The following is a 21,559-nucleotide window of genomic DNA, read 5'->3' on the forward strand; positions in this document are numbered from 1 at the left end:
ATTCATATGACTGTTCAAATTTTGCAGTGGGGCCTCTTTTCCTTCATGATCGGGCTTGCCCTGTCCCTTCCGCTCGCCGCGGTTCATTACCAGAATTCGCCGAAGTGGACGCGGATTTTCACGAACCCGAGGAAGCTGAAGTCCGCCCACCTCGATTTCTTCACGCAGGCGTTCGCGGCGGGATTCGCCTACGTCCTGGAGCTTGCGCTGCGAACGCCGTTTCCTTCGTACGTAGTCATCCCGTTGATTTTCGGCACGATTTGCAATCCGCTGCTGCTCTTGATCGAAGCGACGCCGCTTCATCGCCGCTCCTTCGGCAGGCTTCTCTATCTAGCGGTGCGGGCGACAAGCCCGCTGGCGCTGCTGTTCGCCTGGTTCGCCATTGCATGGAAGGCGCTGCCGCCTTCGATGGCCGCGCTCTTCGCGCTGTTCGTCGCGGCGGGGCTCGTCATGATGCTCGCCTACAAACCTAGCCGGCTGGAGGATGAGCATGGAAAACCTTAACGTGCTCATCACGGGAGCGAGCGGCGGCATCGGCCGCGAATTGGCGAGGGCGTTCGCAAGCAAGAACAATCACGTCATTCTGGTCGCGAGGAACGAAGCGCGGCTGGAGGAGCTTCGAGCGGAGCTGTCCGCGCTGGGGCGCGTCGTTACCGTCATTCCGAAAGATTTGACGGAGCCGGGCGCCGCCCTTGATGTTTACGATACGTTGGAAAGACAAGGCGTGCAGGTCCATGTGCTCGTAAACAATGCGGGGAGCGGCATGTACGGAAGCCTCGAAGATCTTTCGCTCGAACGGCAGCTCCGCATGATCCAGCTGAATCTGGCAGCCTTAACGGAGCTGACGCATCGGTTCGCGCAGCGGATGGTCGAGCGTCGATTCGGGAGAATTTTGAACGTCGGGTCGATTTCGTCCTTCCTCCCGACTCCGATGATGAGCGTGTACGCGGCGACGAAGGCTTACGTCTTGTCGTTCTCCGAGGCGCTCGACGCCGAGCTCCGAGGGAAAGGCGATATCTCGGTGACGGCGCTGTGCCCGGGGTTTACGGACACGACGTTTATTCGGGAACTGAACATGGGGCCGTTGGAGCGGCTGGTCGCACGCATCGCTATGCAGCCGGCCGACGTCGCTCGCTGCGGGTACGAGGCGCTTCGAACGAAGAAGGCTGTGGCGGTCGCGGGACGACTCAACGCGTCGCTCCTGTGTTTGTGCCGCCTGCTGCCTCGGGCATGGGTTCGCCGCTGCATGGCGGCTATCTTTCGTGAAGCGCCGGTTCGGCGTTCGGACCGTTCGGCCCCCGGAGCATGAAGGCGGCGCGTCGCGGCAAGCCTCCCCCTTTGCGGGGGAGGCTCTATTTTTTGCGGGGAGAGCGCAATTTTTTGGCGGACGGATGCCGCGGGTTTGCGCGTTCGAGGCGCCTCCGCGGCGCTATCATGGTCCTATCCAATCACGCAAAGGGGACATCGACCATGCCGGCATCGCGAACGGGAATTTTCCGGAAGTTCCTGCCTTATGTGAAAAAACAAAGCGGTTTGTACGTTTTAGGTTTTATCGGAAGTCTCTTCCGTTTTCTCATCCCGTTGTCCGTACCGATCGTCATCCGCTACTTATTCGACGATTTGCTTCAGAACGCGGCGTTATCTTACGCGGACAAGGCGCAGCAGCTGCTCGTCGTGGCAGGCCTCGTCCTGTCGATCTTTTTCCTCGTCCGGGGACCGATGGAGTACGTAAGACAATTTTTCCTGCATAAGGCCAACAACAACGTCATCAAAGAGCTGCGCGTCGACGCCTTCCGGAAGGTGCATGCGCTGGACGCGAGCTATTTCGCGGAGCACAAGAGCGGGGAGATCGGCACGCGGTTTTTCGACGATATCGAGAAAATCAGAGGCTACATGACGGCGATGTTTTCGAACCTTTGGATCGAGCTGACCGTGCTTGCTTTCGTCGTCGGCATCATGGCGACGCTGCACGCTCGACTGACTCTCCTCGCGGTCGTCTTGGTGGGCGTTCAATTCGCTCTGGCGCATCTGCTGTCCGCGAAAGTCAAAAGCGCGACGCGTCAAATGATGAGTTACCGCTCCGTGCTCGGGGGATTCGTGTTCGAGAAAATTCAGGGCGCGCTGCTGTCCAAATTGTTCTCGTCCGACAAGAAGGACAGGGATGAGCTCGTCGAGCATCTCGCTAGATACGAGCGGATCACGGATCGGCAGGCCCGGGCGAACGCCGTGTCGCTAGCGGCCGTGAACGTGCTAAGCGACGCGGCGCCGTTCGTCGTCGTGCTGGCTGGAAGCTGGTTCGTCATCGACGGCAGCGTGACGCTCGGGACGCTGATCGCCTTCTTCGCTTACGTGGACCGCATGCGCAGCCCGGTATCCGCGCTCGTCCAAGCGTTCCCGGCGATCGCGGAAGGCAGCGTCGCCTTGAAACGGATTTTTGACTTCCTGGAAACGCAGCCGGCCGTGAAGGAGAAGGCGCATCCGCTCGTCCTGCGGGAATTTACGGACCGCATTTCGTTCCGGAACGTCATGTTCTCCTACCGGCCCGATAAGGCATTGATCCGGGACCTCTCTTTGACGCTGCACAAGGGAAAGACGTATGCATTCGTCGGGGAAAGCGGGGGCGGGAAAAGCACGATCCTTCAACTCCTTACGCGCGCTTACGATGCGAACGGCGGGGACGTGCGAATTGACGGCGTCAACATCCAGGACTTCTCCCTGGCAAGCCTGCGGGCGCAAATGGGCATCGTGACGCAGGACAGCTTCTTGTACAGCTCGTCGATCAAGGACAATATTCGAATCGGCCGTCTCGACGCCACGGACGAGGAGATCGTCGAGGCCGCGAAACAAGCGTACGCGCACGATTTCATTCGTTCCCTGCCGAACGGGTACGACACCGAAATCGGCGAGCGGGGCGTCAAGCTGTCGGGCGGCCAAAAGCAGCGCATCGCCCTGGCGCGGGTGTTCTTGAAGCAGCCTTCTATTCTGCTGCTGGACGAAGCGACGAGCGCGCTCGACAACGAAAGCGAAAAGCTGGTGCTGCGATCGATCGAAGCGTTCGGGCAAGAGAAAACCGTTATCATGATCGCGCATCGGTTGTCTACCGTCATCCATGCGGACGCCATCTTCGTCATGAAGGAAGGCCGGGTGATCGAGCGAGGCACGCACGAAGAGCTGCTGCAAGCGCGAGGGTACTACGCGTCGTTATACGCGGAGCAAAATGCGGCGGGGCTGCCGGCCGTACCGCCGTCGGACGCCGCGTACGCCGCCGCGCAAGGAACCTATGCATAAATTGCGGAACCCCTCTATTTTTTTGCGCGATATAGATCCCAGATATCCTCTATAATTGAGGTAAGCGAATCGGAGGAGGCAGGTCATGCAGCGGTCTGTGTCGATATACGAGGAAATCATCAATAACGCGAGGCGGCTCCTGACGTACGTGCCGCAGCCTATGGCGTTAATCGCCTTGGACGGACGGACGCTTTGGGCCAACCCGGCGTACCTCGATCTCGAGGTCGAACGGGACGGCGCGCCGGCGGGGGATAGATCGCCCGTCTTAGCGGACGACGGCGGGCTCGTCGCCTATATGGTCGCCGTCGATCCGGCCGCCGGGGCGGGCGCGAGGAGCGAACGGGACGAATGGTACCGCATCGTCGCACAAAATACGTCGGATACGATCGTTCTGGTCGACAACGATTCCGTCGTCCGGTTCGTCTCACCGGCATTCTGGCAATCGACCGGGTATGATCCTTCCGAGTATGAAGGCGCGGACGCCTTCGACGTGATTCACCCGCAAGACCGTGAACGGGTGCGCTCCATCCACGCGGAAGTCGTCGCCCGGAAGACGTCCTACGAATTGGCGTACCGGGTGATCGATGCGCAGGGCCGAACGGTGTATGTCGAATCCAGCGTCAAGCCTGTCCTGGACAACGAGGGGAACGTGAAGTACGTCGTCGCCGTGGCGCGGGACGTCACGGAACGGAAGCAATCGGAGGAGCTGCTCGGGAACATTTTGGATAACGTCAACGCCGCGGTTTGGTCCACGGATAAGGATTTTACGCGGTATTCGTTTTGCTCCGACAGCATCTACAAGCTTTCCGGCATTCCGAAAGAGGAAATCATGAACCGCCCGATTCGGCTGCACGATCATATCCATCCGGAGGACAATTCGGCGCTCATGCACGAAATCAGACGCCGGCTCGATCTCGGCCAATCGGTCAGCGAATCGATCCGATGGATTCACGTGCCCGGGGAGCAGCGGTGGGCGCAGCTGATCGTGCATCCGTCGATCAACGACCGAGGAGACATCGAACGGCTCGACGGCATTTTAATGGACATTACCGAGAAGAAGCGCTCGGAGCTCGCCCTCGAGGAGAGCGAACAGCGGTATAAATCCTTGTTCCAGAACAACTTGGACGGCGTCTTCTCGATCGAGCTGGACGGCTTCCACCTCGTGAACGCCAACCCGGTATTCGAGACGATTACGGGCGTCGACATCGAGCGCCTCTCGGACCGTTGTTTTCTAGGTATCATTTTCGACGAAGATCATCCGGCGGTGTACGAAACGCTCTCGGAGGTCGTGCGGGGCGGCAAATCGAAGGATATCGAGTGCCGCCTGGCGCGGCGGGGAGCCGAAACCATCGTGAACATCACCTTCGTTCCGATCTTCCTTTCCGGCCGGCTCAACGGCATCCACGGCATCGTGAAAGATATTACAAAACGGAAAGCCGAGGAGCGGGAGCTGATCGAGAGCGAGAAGCGGTACAAGTTTTTGCAGCAAAGTTTGAACCGTCTGTCCGCCGATTTGGCGAACGTGATGAAGGTGGCCGAGCTGGAGCGCCGATTGATCGAAGAAGTGCGGTCCGTCTTGAAGGTCGAGGACGTCGCGGTCGAGGAAGTGCCGCACGGGGAGGACGCGCATGCCGGGCGGACGGAGGAGGCGTGGATCCGCATCGGCGAGAAGCAGCATCCTGTGTACCTGCGCATCGCGCCGAAGCCTTCGCTCCTGAAAATCGAGGAAGAGTGGCTTGAGACGGCCGTCCGGTATGCGACGATTTTGTACGACAACCTGCAGCTCATCGAGGATTTGATGCAGCGGCTCGAACGATCCGTGTCCACGAACGACGCGCCGAAATGGATGCTAAGGCTCTTGTTCCGGCTGTCCGAGAAGGAACGGTCGACGCTGTCCAGCGACCTGCACGATTCGGTGCTGCAGGACTTGATCATCTGGTACCGGAAGCTCGAGTCGCTCCGCTCGCAGCGCCCCTTCGACGACGCCACGCGGCGCGAGCTTTCGCAAATCGAGGAAGGGCTGCTCGACGCGATCCATCAAATTCGCATTACGTGCAACGAACTGCGCCCGCCGTTCCTCTTGAAGATGGGGCTCGTGGAGTCGCTGAAAAGTCTGTTCGAGTACACGAGAATGTTCGCGAATTACGAGATCGAGTTTTCCGCCGACGGCCTTCAGACGAAGCTGAACGAGGAGCAAATTCTCGGCATGTACCGCATCGTGCAGGAGCTGTTGAACAACGCGAATAAACATTCCGGGGCAAGGAAGGTCGCAATGTCTCTCGCGGACCGCGGCGGCAATATCGTGTTCGCTTATTCGGACGACGGCGTCGGCATGAATTTGGCCGGGCTCGAGGAATCGTTCCAACACATGGGGATCGCCGGCATCGAGAAACGCGTCATCAGCATCGAGGGGAAGGTCGAGTTTCGATCCGCCCCCGGTCAAGGCTTTCAAGTTCGCATCGAATTCCCAAAACTATAATCCGAAGGTGAAGGCTATGGAAATTTTACTGGTTGACGATCATCGGTCGGTGGTCGAAGGGACGAAAATGTTAATCGAGTCCGAGCCCGATATGAACGTGACGATCGAGACGGACGTGTACTGCGTGACCGACTTGGTTCGGTTGAAGCGATTCGACGTCATGCTCTTGGATTTATATATGCCGAACATCAATGGAGCCGATTTGACGCGCAAAATTTTGGAGTACGTTCCCGACGCCGTCATTCTCATCTACTCGGGCTTCGAAATCGCTCCGCATTTCAATTTGTTGATGGAGTCGGGCGTCTCCGGGTTCATCGCGAAGACGTCCACCCGCGAGCAGCTCGTGCAGGCGCTCCGCTGCGCCGCGCGGAAGGAGGCGATCGTGCCGATGCAGCTGCTGAAGCAGCTAAGACGGCAGGAGATCGTCGTCCAAGGGGAGCCGGGACGAGAGGAGACGACGATTACGAAGGAGGAAGACAGGCTGCTTCGGGAGCTCGCCAAAGGCAAGAGCAACAAAGAAATTTCCAAGACGCTGATGATCAGCCAGAGGTCCCTGGAATACAGCCTGACGGAGCTGTTTCAGAAGCTGCACGCCGGCTCGCGCGTCGAAGCGATCAAGAAGGCGAAGAGTTTAGGAATTCTTCCGGCGGAGGATTTGGTGTAGGACGGAGAAAGCCCGCGGGAACGGTGCAGCTGCGCTGCGCGTTCCGCGGGCTTCTTCGACGTTGCGAGCCTGTTCGGGTTGGGGGCGGGGTCAAGCCAATGCCGCGGCCTCGACGTCGGCGATGCGGACGGGGCGTCCGGTCCGGGCCGATTCGTTCGCCGCGATCGTGACGAGGTGCGTCCGCCAAGCGTCTTCGTAGTCAGAGCGGATGCGCGACGCATCGCCGGTGCGCACGGCGTGCAGGAACGCCTCGTTCTCGAGCCGGTACGGGTCGCGCGCGTCCCGGAACACGTTCGTCCAGCCGCCGCCGGTCGTCTCGAGCCGCTCCCGTTTCCAATCTAGGATGCCTTGGTCCGTATAATACACCATCTCGACGCGCGCGGCGCCGTTCGGCAGCAGGCACGTGTTCGACAGCGACGCCACCGCGCCGCTCTCCATCGTCAGCGTCACGGCGCCGACGTCCGAGGCGGTGAAGCCTTCGACCGTCTCATGCAGCAACCGGTTCCCGAACGCCGCGTACACTTCGCGCACTTCGCCGGCGGTATACCGAAGCAAATCCGCGAGATGCGTCGTCTGCTCGACGAACTGCCCGCCGGACATCTCTTGATTGCGCCACCAATACACGCCCGGCATGCCGCCCATCCAGCCCCCGGTCACCATGCCGACGGCGCATCCGTCGAGACGCTTCTTCAGCTCGACGACCGAATCGAGGTAGCGCAAATGGTAGCCGACGGAGTGAACGACGGGGCGCTCCCGCAGCCGCTTCAGGATGCGCGCCGGCGTTTCGGCAGTCGCCGCGAGCGGCTTCTCGACGAGGAACGGAATGCCCCGTTCGATAAGCGAAAGCTCGAGATCCCCGTGCGCCATCGGCGGCACCGTCACGTAGACGGCGTCGGGCCGTTCGCGGTCCAGCAACTCCTCCGCGTCGTCGTAGCCGTTCGCCCCCGAGAACGGCTGCGCGGCCGCCTCCGCCTTCGCTTTCGACGTGCCGACGAAGCCGGCGATCCGCACGTCCTCCATTTGCGCGAGCATCTCCGCGTGCTTCTTGCCGAACCAGCCCGTTCCGATTACCGCAATGTTCAATGACATGAATAAGACAGTCCCTTCGTAGAAAAATGGGCTTGCGTCGTTATAGCAAACTATACCAAATGTCGGTGAAACCGCCTACATGATTTCGAAAAGACTTGCCGCTCGAAATTGGTTTTCTTAAGAGGTAAAGTATAAAGGGGGGCGGTATGCTGCCGCTTTTGACGGAAGAAGGGATATCAGCGTGACAATTGTTTTATTGGTATGCATCGGCTTGCTGGCCGGCCTGTCCGGCTCGCTGGTCGGCCTCGGCGGAGGCTTTATCGTCGTGCCCGCGCTCGCGTTTTTGTACCCGGACATGCCCCCGTCTCTGCTCGCCGGCACGTCGACGGCGGTGCTGCTGTTCAATTCGATCTCGAGCACGATCGTATACGCGAAACAAAAGCGCATCGATTACGAGGCGGCGCTCCGGTTCGCGGCCGCCGCGATCCCCGGCTCGATCGGCGGGGCGATGCTGGCCGACGGCATCGAGGGGAGGCTGTTTTTCGTCGGCTTCGGCGCCTTCCTGCTGTTCGTCGCGCTGTTGCTGCTGCTGAAGCCGAAGGAGCCGATCCGGTGGCCGCTTCCCCCGACGGCGCGGCGCAGCTTCGTCGACGCGGGGGGCGACCGATTCGACTACGCGTACCATCTGCCGACCGGCATCGTCATCAGCTTCCTGGTCGGTTTCTTGGCCAGCTTGTTCGGGGTCGGCGGGGGGAGCCTCATGGTGCCGGCAATGACGCTGTTGCTGCACTTCCCGCCGCATATCGCCGTCGCGACGTCGATGCTGCAAATTTTCCTGTCGGCCATCGTCAGCGCTTCGACGCATGCGGTCCTTGGCAATATCGACTGGCTGATGGTGCTTTGCCTCGCGCCCGGCGCATGGGTCGGCGGGCAGCTCGGCGCAAGGCTCGCGCGGCGCGTGCCGGCGAAGCTGCTGCTGCGCATCTTGGCGGCGCTGCTCGTATGGGTCGCGATTCGGTTGATGATGAAAGGATAATCGCGTGATCCCGGCGCTCGTGCGGCGTCGGGATGTTCGCATCGGGAAATACGACAACGACACCGCACCCGGCATGGGGCGGTGTCGTTGTCGTTCAGCGCCGCAGCGACGATTCCCTTGCGACGAGCCGGTGCGGGATGATGTGCCGCTTGCGGTGAAGGTGCGGCTCTTCCGATTTGACCATCCGAACCAGCTCTTGGGAGGCCGTGTAGCCCAATTGGTAAATGCCGATATCGATGCTGCTGATCGGGGGAGTGGCGAGCTCGGACAAAACGACGTTGTTGAAGCTGATTAAGCTCAGATCCATCGGAACGTGAAAGCCTAGCTCGTACAACCCACGCAAAATGCCGAACGTGACGACGTCGTCGATGACGACGAGCGCCGTCGGCCGGACGGAAAGGCCCATCAGCAACGACATGGCCCGGTAGCCGCTCTCCTGCAAAAACTCGCCTTCGACGATCCATTCGGAGCGCACCGGCAGCCCCGCTTCTTTCATCGCTTTCGTAAACCCGGCCAATCGGTCGCGGGACATGACGAGCTCCGGAGGGCCGCTGACGAAGCCGATCCGGTCGTGGCCCTGCGCGATCAAATGCCGCGTAGCGTCGTAGGCAGCCTGAACGTTGTCCGTATCGACGGTCAGGATATCGTCGTAATCCTCGTTGCGCCCGATGATCGCGAACGGAAAGTCGGCCGCGCGCAGCATCGCGACGATCGGGTCGTTCGTCCGCGAGGACAGCAGCAGGATGCCGTCGACGCGGCGGCCTTTGACGAGCCGGGTGACGGTGTCCAGCTCCTCGCGCTCCGACGCGCCGTACGCCATGAGCAAGTCGTACCCGGATTTCGTCAATTGGGCGAGGATGCCGCGAATGACCTCGGAGAAAAACATATTTTGAAACAATTCGTCCGCCGGGCGCGGCAGAATGACGGCGATCGTCTGCGTCGTGCGCGATACGAGGCTCTTCGCCATCATGTTCGGGTGGTAGCCGATCTCGTCCATGACTTTCTTGACGCGATTCGCCGTGTCCGCGCTGATGCGGGGATGATTGGAGATGACGCGGGATACGGTCGATGGGGAGACACCGGCTTTCCTGGCGACGTCCTTGATGGTAACGTTCACGTTGAACCACTCCTAACGAATCGATGACTCCACCGTTGTGCAACCGTTCTCACAAATAAATGGCGCAGTGTCTTCGCAAAGTATTTTAAAAACGATTGTAAACGGAAACCGCCTCCGCGCACAAACCTCGAAAAAACGAACAATCAAGGGATTGGGGGAGTTGGCGAACCGATACGGCCCAATTTTCGCCCAAATCGGTCGAATTCGCTCAAATCCGGGACGTGAAAACGATTGCACATTCCCCTATAATCAGACTCAGCAAATTGTTATGAAGCGCTTACACTTCCAGTCGATCCGCTTTGTGAAAACGGTTGAACACTGACAAGCGGTCGGATCGTGCGGAATGCTGTGAGCAACCGTTTGCGCAAAACGGTCATCATCCATTTTATGAGAAAGCGGGTCGAAGGAATGAACAAAATGAAGAAGCCTTGGTTAGTGATGGCTACGTCCCTGGTGTTTGCATTGGCGGCAACCGCGTGCGGCGGAGGCACGGCCGGCACGGAAGAGCCGGCGGCGACGGCTCCCGCGACGGACGCGCCGGCCGAGAAGCCGGCAGAGCAGCCGGCCGAGCAGCCGGCGGCGACGGCAGAGCTGCAGCCTGAGGAAGGCGCCAAGCTTCTAGTTTGGGAGTCCGCGGATCAAAAGGCGTTCATCGAAGAAGTCGCGAAAGCGTTCAAAGAGAAATACGGCGTCGACGTCGAGTGGGCGGACGTCGGTCCGGATAAATCGATGGGCCAAATGATTACGGACGGTCCGGCGGGTCTCGGCGCGGACGTGTTCGCGGCGGTGCACGACCGCACGGGCTCCGGTGCATCGGCTGGCATCATCCTGCCGAACGACGCGTTCGAAGCGCAGACGAAGGAATTGATGTCGGAGACGGCAGTCAGCGCGGTGACGCACGAGGGCGTGCTGTACGGCTATCCGTACTCCGTCGAAACGACGGCCGTTTATTACAACAAAGATTTGATCCCGGAAGTGCCTTCCGACTGGAACGGCGTCGTGGAATTCGCCAAGACGTTCAACAACCCGGCGGAGAACAAGTACGCGTACATGTGGCCCGCAGGCAACGGCTACTGGAGCTTCGGCTTCTTCGGCGGCTACGGCGCTTACGTGTTCGGCTCGGGCGGTACGGATCCGAACGACATCGGCATGAACACGGAAGGCGCGGTGGAAGCGGGCAAGTTCTTCCAGACGCTGAATCAAATGCTGCCGTTCAAGACGGGCGACATTACGGACGACGTGCGCAAAAGCTTGTTCGAGCAAGGCAAGCTCGCGATGAACGTCAGCGGTCCTTGGGATAAGGAATCGTTCAAGAGCCTTGTGCCGAACCTCGCGGTCGCGCCGTACCCGACGCTGCCGAACGGCCAGCCGATGAAGCCGTTCTCCGGCGTCAAGGCGTACTACGTCAACGCGAATTCGAAGTACCCGATCGCCGCTCGACTGTTCGCGCAAATGGCGTCCTCGCCGGAGTTCCAGAAGAAAAACTACGAAATGACCGGCGTCATTCCGGCGGCGAAGGCGCTCGCGGAGGATCCGGACATCAAAGCGGACCCGATTACGGCCGCGTTCCTCGAGCAGTTCGAAAATTCCGTGCCGATGCCGGCGATTCCGGAAATGGCGAACTATTGGGTGCCGATGGAATCCGCGCTGGCGTCGATCTGGAACGACAACGCCGATCCGAAAGCGGCGCTCGACAGCATGGTGCAGCAAATGAAGGACCTCGCCGCGACGGCGCAGTAAGATTACGAAGAATATACGCTAGTGGAACAGATCACCCGCCGGTATTGGGCCGGCGGGTGATTCCTGATATGTGAACTCTTAAGGGGGCTGACAAAATGATGACGCAGCGCAGCGCGCCGAACGCCGTCCCGGGGACGAACGATTCGAAAACGTTCGCCAGAACGGCCGCGACGCTCTCCCTATTCGTAATGGGTGCAGGACAGTGGTTTAACAAACAGTATGTTAAGGCTTTGATCTTCTTTCTGGTGTATGGAATCGGATTGTACTTCACCTTCAACACATTGCCTCGGAACATTCGCGGATTGATTACGCTTGGAGATAAAGCGGCGGGCTTCGGCAAGAACGCGCAAGGCTTGACCGTGCTGCTGCCGGGGGATCACTCGATCTTCCTGATGATTTACGGGTTAATCGCGCTGATGACGTTCCTCATCTTCGCGTTCATCTGGTTCTTGAACGTGCGGGACGCATACCGGAACGGGGCGCTGCGCGATCAGGGCAAGCCGGTGCCGGGGTTCTCGCAATCGATTCGCAGCTTGCAGGAGAAGAGCTTCCCGTATGTGCTGCTTTCGCTTCCGGGGCTCGGCGTGTTGTTTTTTACGATTCTGCCGATCATCTTCATGATTTTGATCGCCTTCACGAACTATTCCGCCCCGAACCACATTCCGCAAAAAAATCTCGTCGATTGGGTCGGGCTCCAGACGTTTTCTAACCTGCTCGTTTACTCCCAATGGGCGTATACGTTTTGGAACGTGCTCGCTTGGACAATCGTTTGGGCTGTCGTCGCGACGGTCACCTGTTATTTCGGCGGCATTTTCGTCGCGGTGCTCATCCAGCAGAAGGGGATCCGCTTCAAGGGGATGTGGCGCACCATCTTCATCGTTCCTTACGCCATTCCGCAGTTTATTTCGTTGCTGATCATGAAAAACTTGTTCAACTCCCAGCTCGGTCCGATTAACACGTATTTCCGGATGCTCGGTCTCGAGGGGCTGCCGTGGCTCATTCACCCGTTCTGGGCGAAGGTGACGATCGTCGCCGTTAACATGTGGATCGGCGTGCCGGTGTCGATGGTGCTCGTGCTCGGCATTCTGACCGCGATCCCGAGAGACTTGTACGAGGCAGCGGAAGTGGACGGCGCCTCCGGCTTCCAGAAGTTCCGGAACATTACGATGCCGTACGTGCTGTTCGCCACGGCGCCGCTACTCATTATGCAGTTCGCGGGGAATATCAACAATTTTAACGTGATTTACTTGCTGACCAAGGGAGACCCGAAGACCGGCGACTACGCCTTCGCAGGGACGACCGATTTGCTCGTCACGTGGCTGTATAAGCTGACGCTCGACAATCAAATTTACAACATCGCGTCGGCGGTCGGCATCTTGATCTTCCTGTTTATCGCGTCGTTCTCGATTTACAATTTCCGCCGCACCCGTTCGTTCCGAGAGGAGGACATCCTGCAATGAGATCTGCGAAGAACGGAATCCGGCTGTTCGTCAGCTATGCGCTGCTCGCGCTCATTGCGATCTGCGTCCTATATCCGACGGCGTGGATCGTCATGTCCTCGTTCAAGGTCGGCAATTCGCTGTTCAGCGAGACGCTCATTCCGCGGCAGCTTACGCTCGAGCATTACATTGACCTGTTCCGCGATCAGAAGGATCGGGATTTCCGGTTCGCGCGGTGGTACTGGAACACGATCAAGGTCGCGACGATCTCGATGGCGCTCGGCACGCTCGTTCAGCTGCTGACGGCGTACGCAATCTCGCGCTACCGGTTTTACGGACGGAAGACGCTGATGACGACGATCCTGATTCTCGGGATGTTCCCGGGCTTCATGTCGATGATCGCGACGTACATCATCTTGATGCAGCTGAACCTGCTCGGCACGCACGCGGCGCTGATCCTTGTTTATACGGCCGGGGCGGCGCTCGGCATGTTCGTGGCGAAGGGGTACTTCGACACGCTGCCGAAATCGCTCGAGGAGTCGGCGCGCATCGACGGGGCGGGACATTTGAAAATTTTCTTCAGCATCTTCCTGCCGCTGTCCCGGCCGATCATGACGTACGTCGCCCTCACGACGTTCGCCGGCGCTTGGGTCGATTTTATTTTCGCGCGGCTCATCCTGAGCAAAGCGAGAGACCAGTGGACGCTGGCCGTCGGCCTCGTCGAGATGGTCGACACGTACACGTCTACGGAATTTACGCTGTTCGCGGCAGGCTCCGTGCTGGCGGCGGTGCCGGTGACGGTGCTGTTCATGGCGCTGCAGAAGCTGCTCGTCGAAGGCCTGACGGCGGGGGCGACGAAAGGATGATGCGGCGGCGGTTCCAGAGAACGCTGTGGCTGCTGGTAACGGCGGGGCTGCTGCTAGGCGGCTGCATGGGAAGCGGCGGCGGCGCGGAGCCGGTCGAAGAGCAGCCGGCCTCGGCGCCGCCCGCTGGAGCGCCGTCCGCTGACGGGACGCCCCAAGCCGAATCCGCTGCCGAACCGGCGGCGGCGAAGACCGCGTTCGATCAGCCGTCCCGCGTCTACTACGAAATTTTCGTCCGCTCGTTCTACGATTCGGACGGCGACGGGATCGGCGACCTGAACGGGGTCACCGAGAAGCTCGACTACTTAACGGACCTCGGCGTACAGGGGATTTGGCTGATGCCGGTCAACCCGTCGCCGAGCTATCACGGGTACGACGTGACGGACTATTACGGCATCCACCCGGACTATGGGACGCTCGAGGACATGAAGAGGCTCGTCGAAGAGGCGCACAAGCGGGACATTCGCGTCCTGATGGACTTGGTCGTCAACCATACGAGCGTGAAGCACCCTTGGTTCATCGAGTCGGCGGCAGGCGAGGACAGCGCCAAGCGGGACTGGTACGTCTGGGCGGACGAGGCGACGAAGACGGGCGAGGGCAGCGCGACCGGCGCCTCGAAGGCATGGCACCCGAAGGGGGATAGCTATTACTTGGGCGCTTTCTGGGACGGCATGCCGGATCTCAACTTCGACCATCCGGACGTTCGGGCGGAGATGATCGCCGTAGGGCGGTACTGGCTGAACCTCGGGGTAGACGGCTTCCGGCTCGATGCGGCGAAGCACATCTACGACAACGTCGCGAGCGACAAGAACAAACCGGAGACGAAGGAGAAGAACGTCGCCTGGTGGCAGCAGTTCCGCGCGGCGATGGAAGCGGAGAAGCCCGGCGTCACGCTGATCGGCGAAGTGTGGGACACCCCGGCCGTCGTCGCTCCGTATCTCGACCGGGCGATGAGCTCCGCGTTCAACTTCGAGCTCGCAAGGCGCATCCTCGACATGGCGAAGTCCGAATCCGGCTCCAACCTCGCGTTCACGCTGGAGCGCATCTACGCGCTGTACCAAGAAGCGTCCGGAGGGGCGTTCGCCGATTCGATCTTCCTCGCGAACCATGACCAGAACCGCGTCATGAGCGTGCTCGGGGGGAACGAGAACCATGCGCGGACGGCGGCCGCGGTGCTGCTGACGCTGCCCGGCAATCCGTTCCTGTATTACGGGGAAGAGCTCGGCATGCAAGGCATGAAGCCCGACGAACATATTCGGGAGCCTCTCCCGTGGACGGCCGACCGCTCGGCTCCGGGCAACACGTCGTGGATCGTCCCGAAGTACGTGCAGGACGGCGCGATCTCGGCCGAAGCGCTCGCCGCGCAGCCCGATTCGCTGTACGCGCACTATAAGCGTCTGATCGCGTACCGCAAGACCGACCGCGCGCTGCATGAAGGCGGCATCGCGACGTTCGATCTGGATCAAGACGGCATCGAGTCGTATGTCCGGGCGACCGCCGACGGGGAAACGTCGCTCATTGTTCACAATCTGAGCGGCGACGCGCAGAGCGTGACGCTGCCGGCGAGCGAGGGCGGACAGCGGTTCGGGACGCTCGCGTTCGCGACGAGCGAAGACGCGAAGATCGAGGGAGACGCGCTGGCGCTCCCGCCGTACAGCACGGCGGTATTGAAGCCGTGAGAAGATAGGGCCGGATCACGCCCGACTTCCTCTCGTTTTCATCGGAACGGACTGTCCGTTAAATCCCCCGCATTGTCAGAATCGGTCTGATTAGCGGAACGAGTTGTCCTTTATTTGCAGAAAACCGGCCAGAAGGGGCGCTTTTCTACAAAATAACGGACATTTCGTTCCGCTATTTCGCTATTTAACATAGTTTCGTGATTAATAACGGACAACTAATTCCGCTATTGTGGTGAGCTGCGTTCGTCTGCCATACGAATTCCTGTTACAATGAGATTAGAAGTGTAAGTGTTTTCATTGCTTAATCGCGGGAGGGGATCGTATGAAACGTACGAACATCGCAGGCACCGAGCTCGACAGTTCGTCGCTGTCGCTGGGCGGCGTGGCGCTAGGAAGCAAGCTGGATGAGGAGCAAAGCTTTAGACTGATGGACGCATACGTCGACTTCGGCGGCAATATGGTCGATACGGCGCAGGTGTACGCCAATTGGCTGCCGATCGAACCGAGCGTTAGCGAGCGAACGATCGGGAAGTGGATGAAGCTCCGGGGCAACCGCAGCCGCTTGATCGTCACGACGAAAGGCGCGCATCCCGACCTGTCGACCATGCAAGTGTCGCGGCTGTCGCGGGAAGAGATCGCGAGCGACATCGAAGGCAGCCTGCGGCGGCTGCAGGTCGACTGCATCGATCTGTATTGGCTTCATCGGGACGATCCGGCGAAGGACGCCGGGGAAATTATCGAATCGTTGAACGAGCAGGCGAAGGCGGGGAACATCCGGTATTTCGGCTGCTCGAACTGGTCCGCCGCGCGCATCCGGGAGGCGCAGGCTTACGCCGCCGCCCGCGGCCTGCAGGGGTTCGCCGCCAACCAGATGATGTGGAGCTTGGCCGAGGTCGACCGCTCGAAGCAGGGCGATCCGACGCTGGTCGCCATGGATGAGGAGACGATGCGGCTGCATACGGAAACGGGGATCGCGGCGATTCCGTACTCGTCGCAAGCGCAGGGCATATTCTCGAAGTTGGCTTCGGGCGCGCTGACGTTCGACGACGAGAAGCTGGCCCCCATGTACCGGACGGACGGCAACCGCCGCCGGTTGGAGCGGATCAAGCAGCTCGCTGCGGAACGGTCGCTCACGATCGCGCAGGTTGTGCTCGGCTACTTGCTGTCGCAGCCGTTCCCGACGATCCCGATCGTCGGCTGCTACACGGTCGAACAGCTGCAGGAGTGCGTGGAGGCGGACGCGGTGCGGTTGTCCGAGGAGCAATTGGCCTTTTTAGTTAAATAATACGGCAAGAGCCCCTTGCGGCCGACGGCCCGCACACGCGGTCCTGCGTAGAATTGCTTCGGACCACGGAGGTGCGGAAGGGAGAGCGGCGGTATTACGACGATTGCCTCCATTTGTTCGCGATGCTGGTCTTTAGCGGGCGATACCGAATTTGGATGCCGCAGCGCGATGCTGGAAACTGGAGCAGTTGACCGGTCGGCGCTTCGTAACCGCCTTCTTTTGCTCTGCTGGTTAGCGCAGAGCTCGCCTTTCGGTTACCGACTCGCGTTCGATAATTTTATATGGCAAGTAAAAATTGCCCTTCTCTACATGATCAGGGTTCGAAAGCACCTTCGCCATATATTTGACGCCTTCTTCTCCGATATTCCCGAAAGGCTGCTCCACCGTCGTCAGCTTGGGAGTAGAAATGTTTGCGATGGATAAGTTGCCGAAGCCAATGACGGAAATATCCTCCGGCACGCTGAGGCCGGCATCTTGGATACAGCGCATGGCGCCGATCGCCACTTCGTCGGCGACGGTGAACACGGCGGTTATTCCAGTCTTCTCCCTCGAAGCCAGAAGCTCCTTCATCGCGGAATAACCGTCATCGAAACGCAAGTTCCCGTAAGCGACGGACGCTTCGTCAAACGGCAATTGATAAAAATCAAGCGCTTGCTTAAATCCTCTCAAACGAGAGACGATATCGCTCATTTGATCGGTCGGCGGCAGCGAAATCATGCCGATTTGTCTATGGCCGCGCGATACCAGGAAGGAGACTGCATCGAAAGACGCGCGAATATCGTCTACCTTGAAGGCGGGAAGCTTGGCGGATTCATGAGTGCCGAGCAGCAGCGCGACCGGAATGTCCAGACGCTCGAACGCTTCGTCATATGCAGTGGGGACATTTCTGGCCAGCAGGATGCCGTCCACCATATGCCGCTTGGAGAAGGCGAAGGCTTCTTCCAGCCCTTGTTTCGAGATGTTTTCGTTCCGCAGCTCGTAAAGCACCAAATCGATGTTGTGCTGCTGCGCGGCTCTGCTGATTCCGCTGTACAGCTCGCCGAAATAATACGAAGTAATATGAGGAAAGATGACGCCCAACGAAACTTTATTGTTTTTAACATTTTGCAGTTTCGCATCGTTTTTGAAATAATTCAGTTTTCTCGCTGCATGCATCACGCGTTCAAGCGTTTCCGCATTAACCATCTCCGGTTTGTTTAACGCTCTGGATACCGTGGCAATGGAAATCCCGGCATACTTTGCGACATCATGGATCGTTGCCACTCTAGCTCCTCCCAACCCTGCGAATCTATCGATGAACACACCTAATTATACAAAATCTAGTGAAGTGTCGGAAGCGAAAGGACCGCCCTAACAAAATCGGGCAGTCCTTTCGCGTACGTTACTGATGGTTCGCGATGCTATCCCGGATATTCGCGACGGCTTGATCCAAGGCCGCTTTCGGGTCGGATCCGTTCCAAATTTCCACGACGGCGGGGTCCAAGTACTGCCAAACATACTGTGTTTCCAGCAGGTTCGGAACACGGTGGCTGTCGTTGATTTGTTTGTAAAAACCTTGCGTCATCTCGTCTTTCCGAATGTCCGATTCCACGTCTTTGGCCGCCGGAATCGCGCCGGTCAATTCGTTGTTTTTGATTTGCATCTCTTTCGTAGTAATAAAATGGGCAAACAGCTTGGCGGCATTCGGATATTTCGAATACGAGCTGACAAAGTACGAGGTATAGCCGGCAAGAGGCTTCGCCGTTTCGCCGCCCGGCAGCTTCGGCATCGGCATGACGCCGACTTCGAACGGAAGCTCGCCGTTGCTGCCGATCGCCCAGCTGCCGTCCAAATTAATGGCCACTTTCCCTTGCTGCCATAATCCCGTTTTGACGTCGCCCGTAATATCGGCGAGATTCATCGGCAAAATCTCTTTCAGCGATTGGAAAAATTCCATGCCTTTCACGGAGCCTTCGTTGTTAAGTCCGATATCGGACGTGTCGGTTTCGCCGTTCCCGAAAATATAGCCGCCGTATCCCGTCATAAAGGCGAGGTCGAAAAATCCTACATTCCCTTGGAACATGAAGCCGAATTTGTTATTGGCAGGGTCGTTGAATTGCTTCGAGAACGAAATAATGTCGTCCCAGGTTTCGAATTTGGCATCCCCGATTAGCTCTTTGTTGTAATAGAGGGAGGTCGTATATACATTCCAGGGATAACCGTACATAATGCCGTCGTAGGTCGCTGCTGCGAGGGCTTCATCCCGGTTAACCGCTCTTGTGTCTTCTTCGAAATAATCGTTCGGCAAAACAAGCCCGGCTTTCACGGCTTGCACGATTCCTTCGTTTTGCAGCCCGAACACGTCGGCGCCCGTTCCGGCGGGGCCGTCCGTGGACATCCGGGCGACGCTGTCCCAATAAGCGACGTTTTCGATCGTTACCGGAATGCCGTACTGCTTTTCGAATTCCGACGCGGCATGTTCGGCAAACGAATTTTGGTCGTCGTATGTCCAAAACAACAGTTCCGCCCCCGGCTCCGGGACCAGCTCGTCGGTGGCGGCCTGCTGCGACCCTTGGGTTTCGGCGGAATCGTCCGACGTCGAACTGTCGCCTCCGGAGCCTCTTGTGCCGGTACTGCAAGCGGCGATCATGAGCGTCATGACGGCGGACAATGCCAATAATGCGAGTTTTTTCTTCATTTGATTGCTCCTTTTTATTGGTTTTTATCAAACTAGGCAGTCGGGCGATCGCTGAACGTCAGCCTTTATCGGCTCCCGCCGTTAAACCGTCGATCAGATGCCGCTGCATAAGTATGAAAAATATTGTGATCGGCAGTGCGACTAACACGCAGCCGGCTGCAAATACCGTGAAATCTACCGCGAATGGATTGTTCACGATATCGAATAAACCGATGGCGAGCGTCTTCATCTCGGGAGAACGAAGAACCATCTTAGCGAAAATAAAATCCGTGAAGGCACCGGTGAAGGTCAGCAGCGACGTAAATACGATAAGCGGCCTTGCCAAAGGAATCACAATGCGGAGGAAAATGCCCAAATGACCGGCGCCGTCGATTCTGGCGGCTTCGATCAAGCTTTTCGGAATCGTGTCGAAATAGCTTTTGGCGAACAAGAATTGGAGCGGCGCTCCCGCGGCGTAAACGATAATGAGCGCAATATGCGTGTTTAGAAGGTTCAATTGATTGAGCAGGATGTAAATGGCGATCATGCTCATAAAGCCTGGAAACAACCCCAGCACGAGCAAAGAGTTCATCAGCTGCTTCCGAGAGGGAAAGCGGAACATTGAGAAGGCGTAGCTCGTCGTCAATATCAAAATCGTGCCGAGCAGCATGCTGGGAACCGCTACGGTAAGCGTATTGAGGTACCATTGACCGAACAGGTAATTCGTGAACAGCTCGCGGTAATGGATCGCCGTAAAATCGCTTGGAAACAGCGTCTCGCTGAAGAGGGAATTGCCCGGGCGAAACGAGGAAAGGACGACCCACAGCGCCGGGTACATGCAAACGACCGCGGTCAAGGATAGAAACAGGTAGCTGCCGATTCGCCGTATCATGGTTATTGTTGTTTGGCCGATCATCCGTGACCGCCCTCCTCCTTGAATGCTTTGGTTCGTCCGACATTCCATATGGCGAAAGCGGAGAGGATAATAAAGATGAAAATTCCGATCACCGACGCGAAATTGTATTGGCCTTGCTCCATGGACAGCTTGAACAGCCACGTAATCAAAATGTCGGTATGGCCGGCGAATTGATAGTCCGCGTTGACGGGCTTGCCGTCGGTCAGCAGGTAAATAATATTGAAATTGTTCATATTGGCGACAAACTGCATGATGACGAGCGGCGCCATCGCGTACATAACGGGGGGGTATGTTATAAATCGGAGCTTCTGAAAGCCGTTGGCGCCGTCGATGTCCGCGGCTTCGTACATGTCTTTGGAAATCGTTGATAACACCCCGATAATCATCAGCATCGAAACCGGAAATCCGATCCAAAAATTGACCAGAACCAGCGTCAGTTTCGCCCAGGCGGGGTCGGAAAGCCAAGGAATTTTGTCAAGTCCCATGAGGCTTAAGTATTGATTGATCGGCCCGAATTGTCCGTTAAACATGTTGCGCAATATTAAGGTAGATACGAACATGGGAATCGCAAACGGGATGATAAAGATCGTCCGCCAAACCTTTTTAAAACGAATGTCGCGCTGCTGCACCACCAACGCAACGACGAAGCCTCCGAAAAAACAAGTCAATGTGCTGGCTAGCGCCCAAACGCACGTCCAAAGCGTAACCCCGTAAAACGTTCGGCTCCACATTTCGATCCGGAAAATATCGCGAAACGTTTTGAGCCCGTGCCAATCGACCAGGTTGGCCGGCGGCATCGTTTCCCTCGTGAAATTCGTAAACGCAAGAAGAATCATAAATACGATCGGCATCACCGTGAAAAACAAGACACCCAGCAGCGGAATCGCAACGGCGATCTGGGCAAACCGGTAATCGGCTACATAACGCAAAGTCATCTTGAAGGTGTGCGGCACCCTGCCTTGCTCGCGAAGTTTGCCGATCTTGTAAGCATCTTTGATGTTAAGGGCGTAACACCAAAGGATGACGAGCAGGATAAAGACGGTGATCAAACCTTCGATCAACAGGAAGATCGAATGATCGCCCATGATCTGTTGATACATTTTTCCGACCTTCTTCATTTGCGTCTCGGTTTCGCCAAGCGTCGCAAGCGACCAAACGGCGTGCGGCAGACGGAAAAGCGCGGTGTATATACCGAAAACATGAACCGCAAGCATTAGAATGCCTTTGATGAGCTGACGATTGTACATTTGCCCCAATCCCATTGCCAAAACCGATAACGCCACAGCGTTTCTTCCATGTTGATGCATGCTTTGCCGCCTGATGCCGTAATCGTTATGCCGCTGCTTGACTGCCGTTTGTCTCACTTGC

The 21,559-nt window shown here is 58.1% G+C and carries 17 protein-coding genes; 11 read left to right on the forward strand and 6 right to left on the reverse strand.

Annotated features, from left to right (window positions below; translation table 11 throughout):
* The first annotated feature begins 6 nt into the window (after positions 1-6).
* From VE009_RS15680 to VE009_RS15700, 5 genes are all read left to right on the forward strand, one after another.
* Positions 7-504 carry a hypothetical protein gene (locus VE009_RS15680; RefSeq protein WP_325009192.1) on the forward strand — a complete coding sequence of 166 codons (498 nt, stop codon included), beginning with the start codon at positions 7-9 and terminating at the stop codon, positions 502-504.
* Positions 491-1,309: an SDR family oxidoreductase gene (locus VE009_RS15685; protein ID WP_325009194.1), complete on the forward strand. Its 819-nt coding sequence runs from the start codon at positions 491-493 to the stop codon at positions 1,307-1,309. Before VE009_RS15680 ends, VE009_RS15685 begins: the two co-directional genes overlap by 14 nt.
* Positions 1,310-1,470: 161 nt before the next feature.
* On the forward strand, positions 1,471-3,288 hold the full coding sequence (locus VE009_RS15690) for an ABC transporter ATP-binding protein (protein WP_325009196.1): 1,818 nt from the start codon (positions 1,471-1,473) through the stop codon (positions 3,286-3,288).
* A gap of 85 nt (positions 3,289-3,373) precedes the next feature.
* Positions 3,374-5,767: a PAS domain S-box protein gene (locus VE009_RS15695; protein WP_325009198.1), complete on the forward strand. Its 2,394-nt coding sequence runs from the start codon at positions 3,374-3,376 to the stop codon at positions 5,765-5,767.
* Between the two features lie 16 nt (positions 5,768-5,783).
* Complete coding sequence (locus VE009_RS15700) at positions 5,784-6,431, forward strand: response regulator transcription factor (protein ID WP_325009200.1); 648 nt, start codon at positions 5,784-5,786, stop codon at positions 6,429-6,431.
* A 90-nt stretch (positions 6,432-6,521) separates the two neighbouring features.
* Here VE009_RS15700 and VE009_RS15705 read toward each other — a convergent pair whose 3' ends face one another.
* Entirely contained in the window at positions 6,522-7,520 is a 999-nt protein-coding gene (locus tag VE009_RS15705; protein ID WP_325009202.1) for a Gfo/Idh/MocA family oxidoreductase, read from the reverse strand.
* A 181-nt stretch (positions 7,521-7,701) separates the two neighbouring features.
* On the opposite strand from VE009_RS15705, the gene VE009_RS15710 reads away from it, so the two are divergent.
* Positions 7,702-8,496, forward strand: coding sequence for a sulfite exporter TauE/SafE family protein (locus VE009_RS15710; protein ID WP_325009204.1), 795 nt, complete (start codon positions 7,702-7,704; stop codon positions 8,494-8,496).
* A 94-nt stretch (positions 8,497-8,590) separates the two neighbouring features.
* Here VE009_RS15710 and VE009_RS15715 read toward each other — a convergent pair whose 3' ends face one another.
* Positions 8,591-9,613: a LacI family DNA-binding transcriptional regulator gene (locus VE009_RS15715; protein WP_325009206.1), complete on the reverse strand. Its 1,023-nt coding sequence runs from the start codon at positions 9,611-9,613 to the stop codon at positions 8,591-8,593.
* A 336-nt stretch (positions 9,614-9,949) separates the two neighbouring features.
* Here VE009_RS15715 and VE009_RS15720 point away from each other — a divergent pair, with 336 nt between their 5' ends.
* The 5 genes from VE009_RS15720 (at position 9,950) to VE009_RS15740 (ending at position 16,619) form a co-directional block, all read left to right on the forward strand.
* Positions 9,950-11,353, forward strand: a complete 1,404-nt coding sequence (locus tag VE009_RS15720) for a maltose ABC transporter substrate-binding protein (RefSeq protein ID WP_325009208.1) — start codon at positions 9,950-9,952, stop codon at positions 11,351-11,353.
* Between the two features lie 98 nt (positions 11,354-11,451).
* Complete coding sequence (locus tag VE009_RS15725; protein WP_325009544.1) at positions 11,452-12,813, forward strand: sugar ABC transporter permease; 1,362 nt, start codon at positions 11,452-11,454, stop codon at positions 12,811-12,813.
* Positions 12,810-13,658, forward strand: a complete 849-nt coding sequence (locus VE009_RS15730; protein ID WP_325009210.1) for a sugar ABC transporter permease — start codon at positions 12,810-12,812, stop codon at positions 13,656-13,658. The genes VE009_RS15725 and VE009_RS15730 overlap by 4 nt, the downstream gene beginning before the upstream one ends.
* Positions 13,655-15,334, forward strand: a complete 1,680-nt coding sequence (locus VE009_RS15735) for an alpha-amylase family glycosyl hydrolase (RefSeq protein WP_325009212.1) — start codon at positions 13,655-13,657, stop codon at positions 15,332-15,334. The genes VE009_RS15730 and VE009_RS15735 overlap by 4 nt, the downstream gene beginning before the upstream one ends.
* Positions 15,335-15,656: 322 nt before the next feature.
* Positions 15,657-16,619, forward strand: a complete 963-nt coding sequence (locus VE009_RS15740; protein WP_325009214.1) for an aldo/keto reductase — start codon at positions 15,657-15,659, stop codon at positions 16,617-16,619.
* 231 nt (positions 16,620-16,850) lie between these two features.
* Here VE009_RS15740 and VE009_RS15745 read toward each other — a convergent pair whose 3' ends face one another.
* From VE009_RS15745 to VE009_RS15760, 4 genes are all read right to left on the reverse strand, one after another.
* A complete protein-coding gene (locus VE009_RS15745) occupies positions 16,851-17,882 on the reverse strand; it encodes a LacI family DNA-binding transcriptional regulator (RefSeq protein ID WP_325009216.1) in 1,032 nt (343 codons plus the stop codon).
* 118 nt (positions 17,883-18,000) lie between these two features.
* Positions 18,001-19,296 carry a maltose ABC transporter substrate-binding protein gene (locus VE009_RS15750; RefSeq protein ID WP_325009218.1) on the reverse strand — a complete coding sequence of 432 codons (1,296 nt, stop codon included), beginning with the start codon at positions 19,294-19,296 and terminating at the stop codon, positions 18,001-18,003.
* 58 nt (positions 19,297-19,354) lie between these two features.
* The gene (locus tag VE009_RS15755; protein WP_325009220.1) at positions 19,355-20,191 is read right to left on the reverse strand and encodes a sugar ABC transporter permease; all 837 of its coding nucleotides are present in this window, start codon (positions 20,189-20,191) and stop codon (positions 19,355-19,357) included.
* Positions 20,188-21,555, reverse strand: a complete 1,368-nt coding sequence (locus VE009_RS15760) for a sugar ABC transporter permease (protein ID WP_325009222.1) — start codon at positions 21,553-21,555, stop codon at positions 20,188-20,190. Before VE009_RS15760 ends, VE009_RS15755 begins: the two co-directional genes overlap by 4 nt.
* Positions 21,556-21,559: the final 4 nt, after the last annotated feature.

Source organism: Paenibacillus sp. (assembly GCF_035645195.1).
Taxonomy (GTDB): Bacteria; Bacillota; Bacilli; order Paenibacillales; family YIM-B00363; genus Paenibacillus_AE.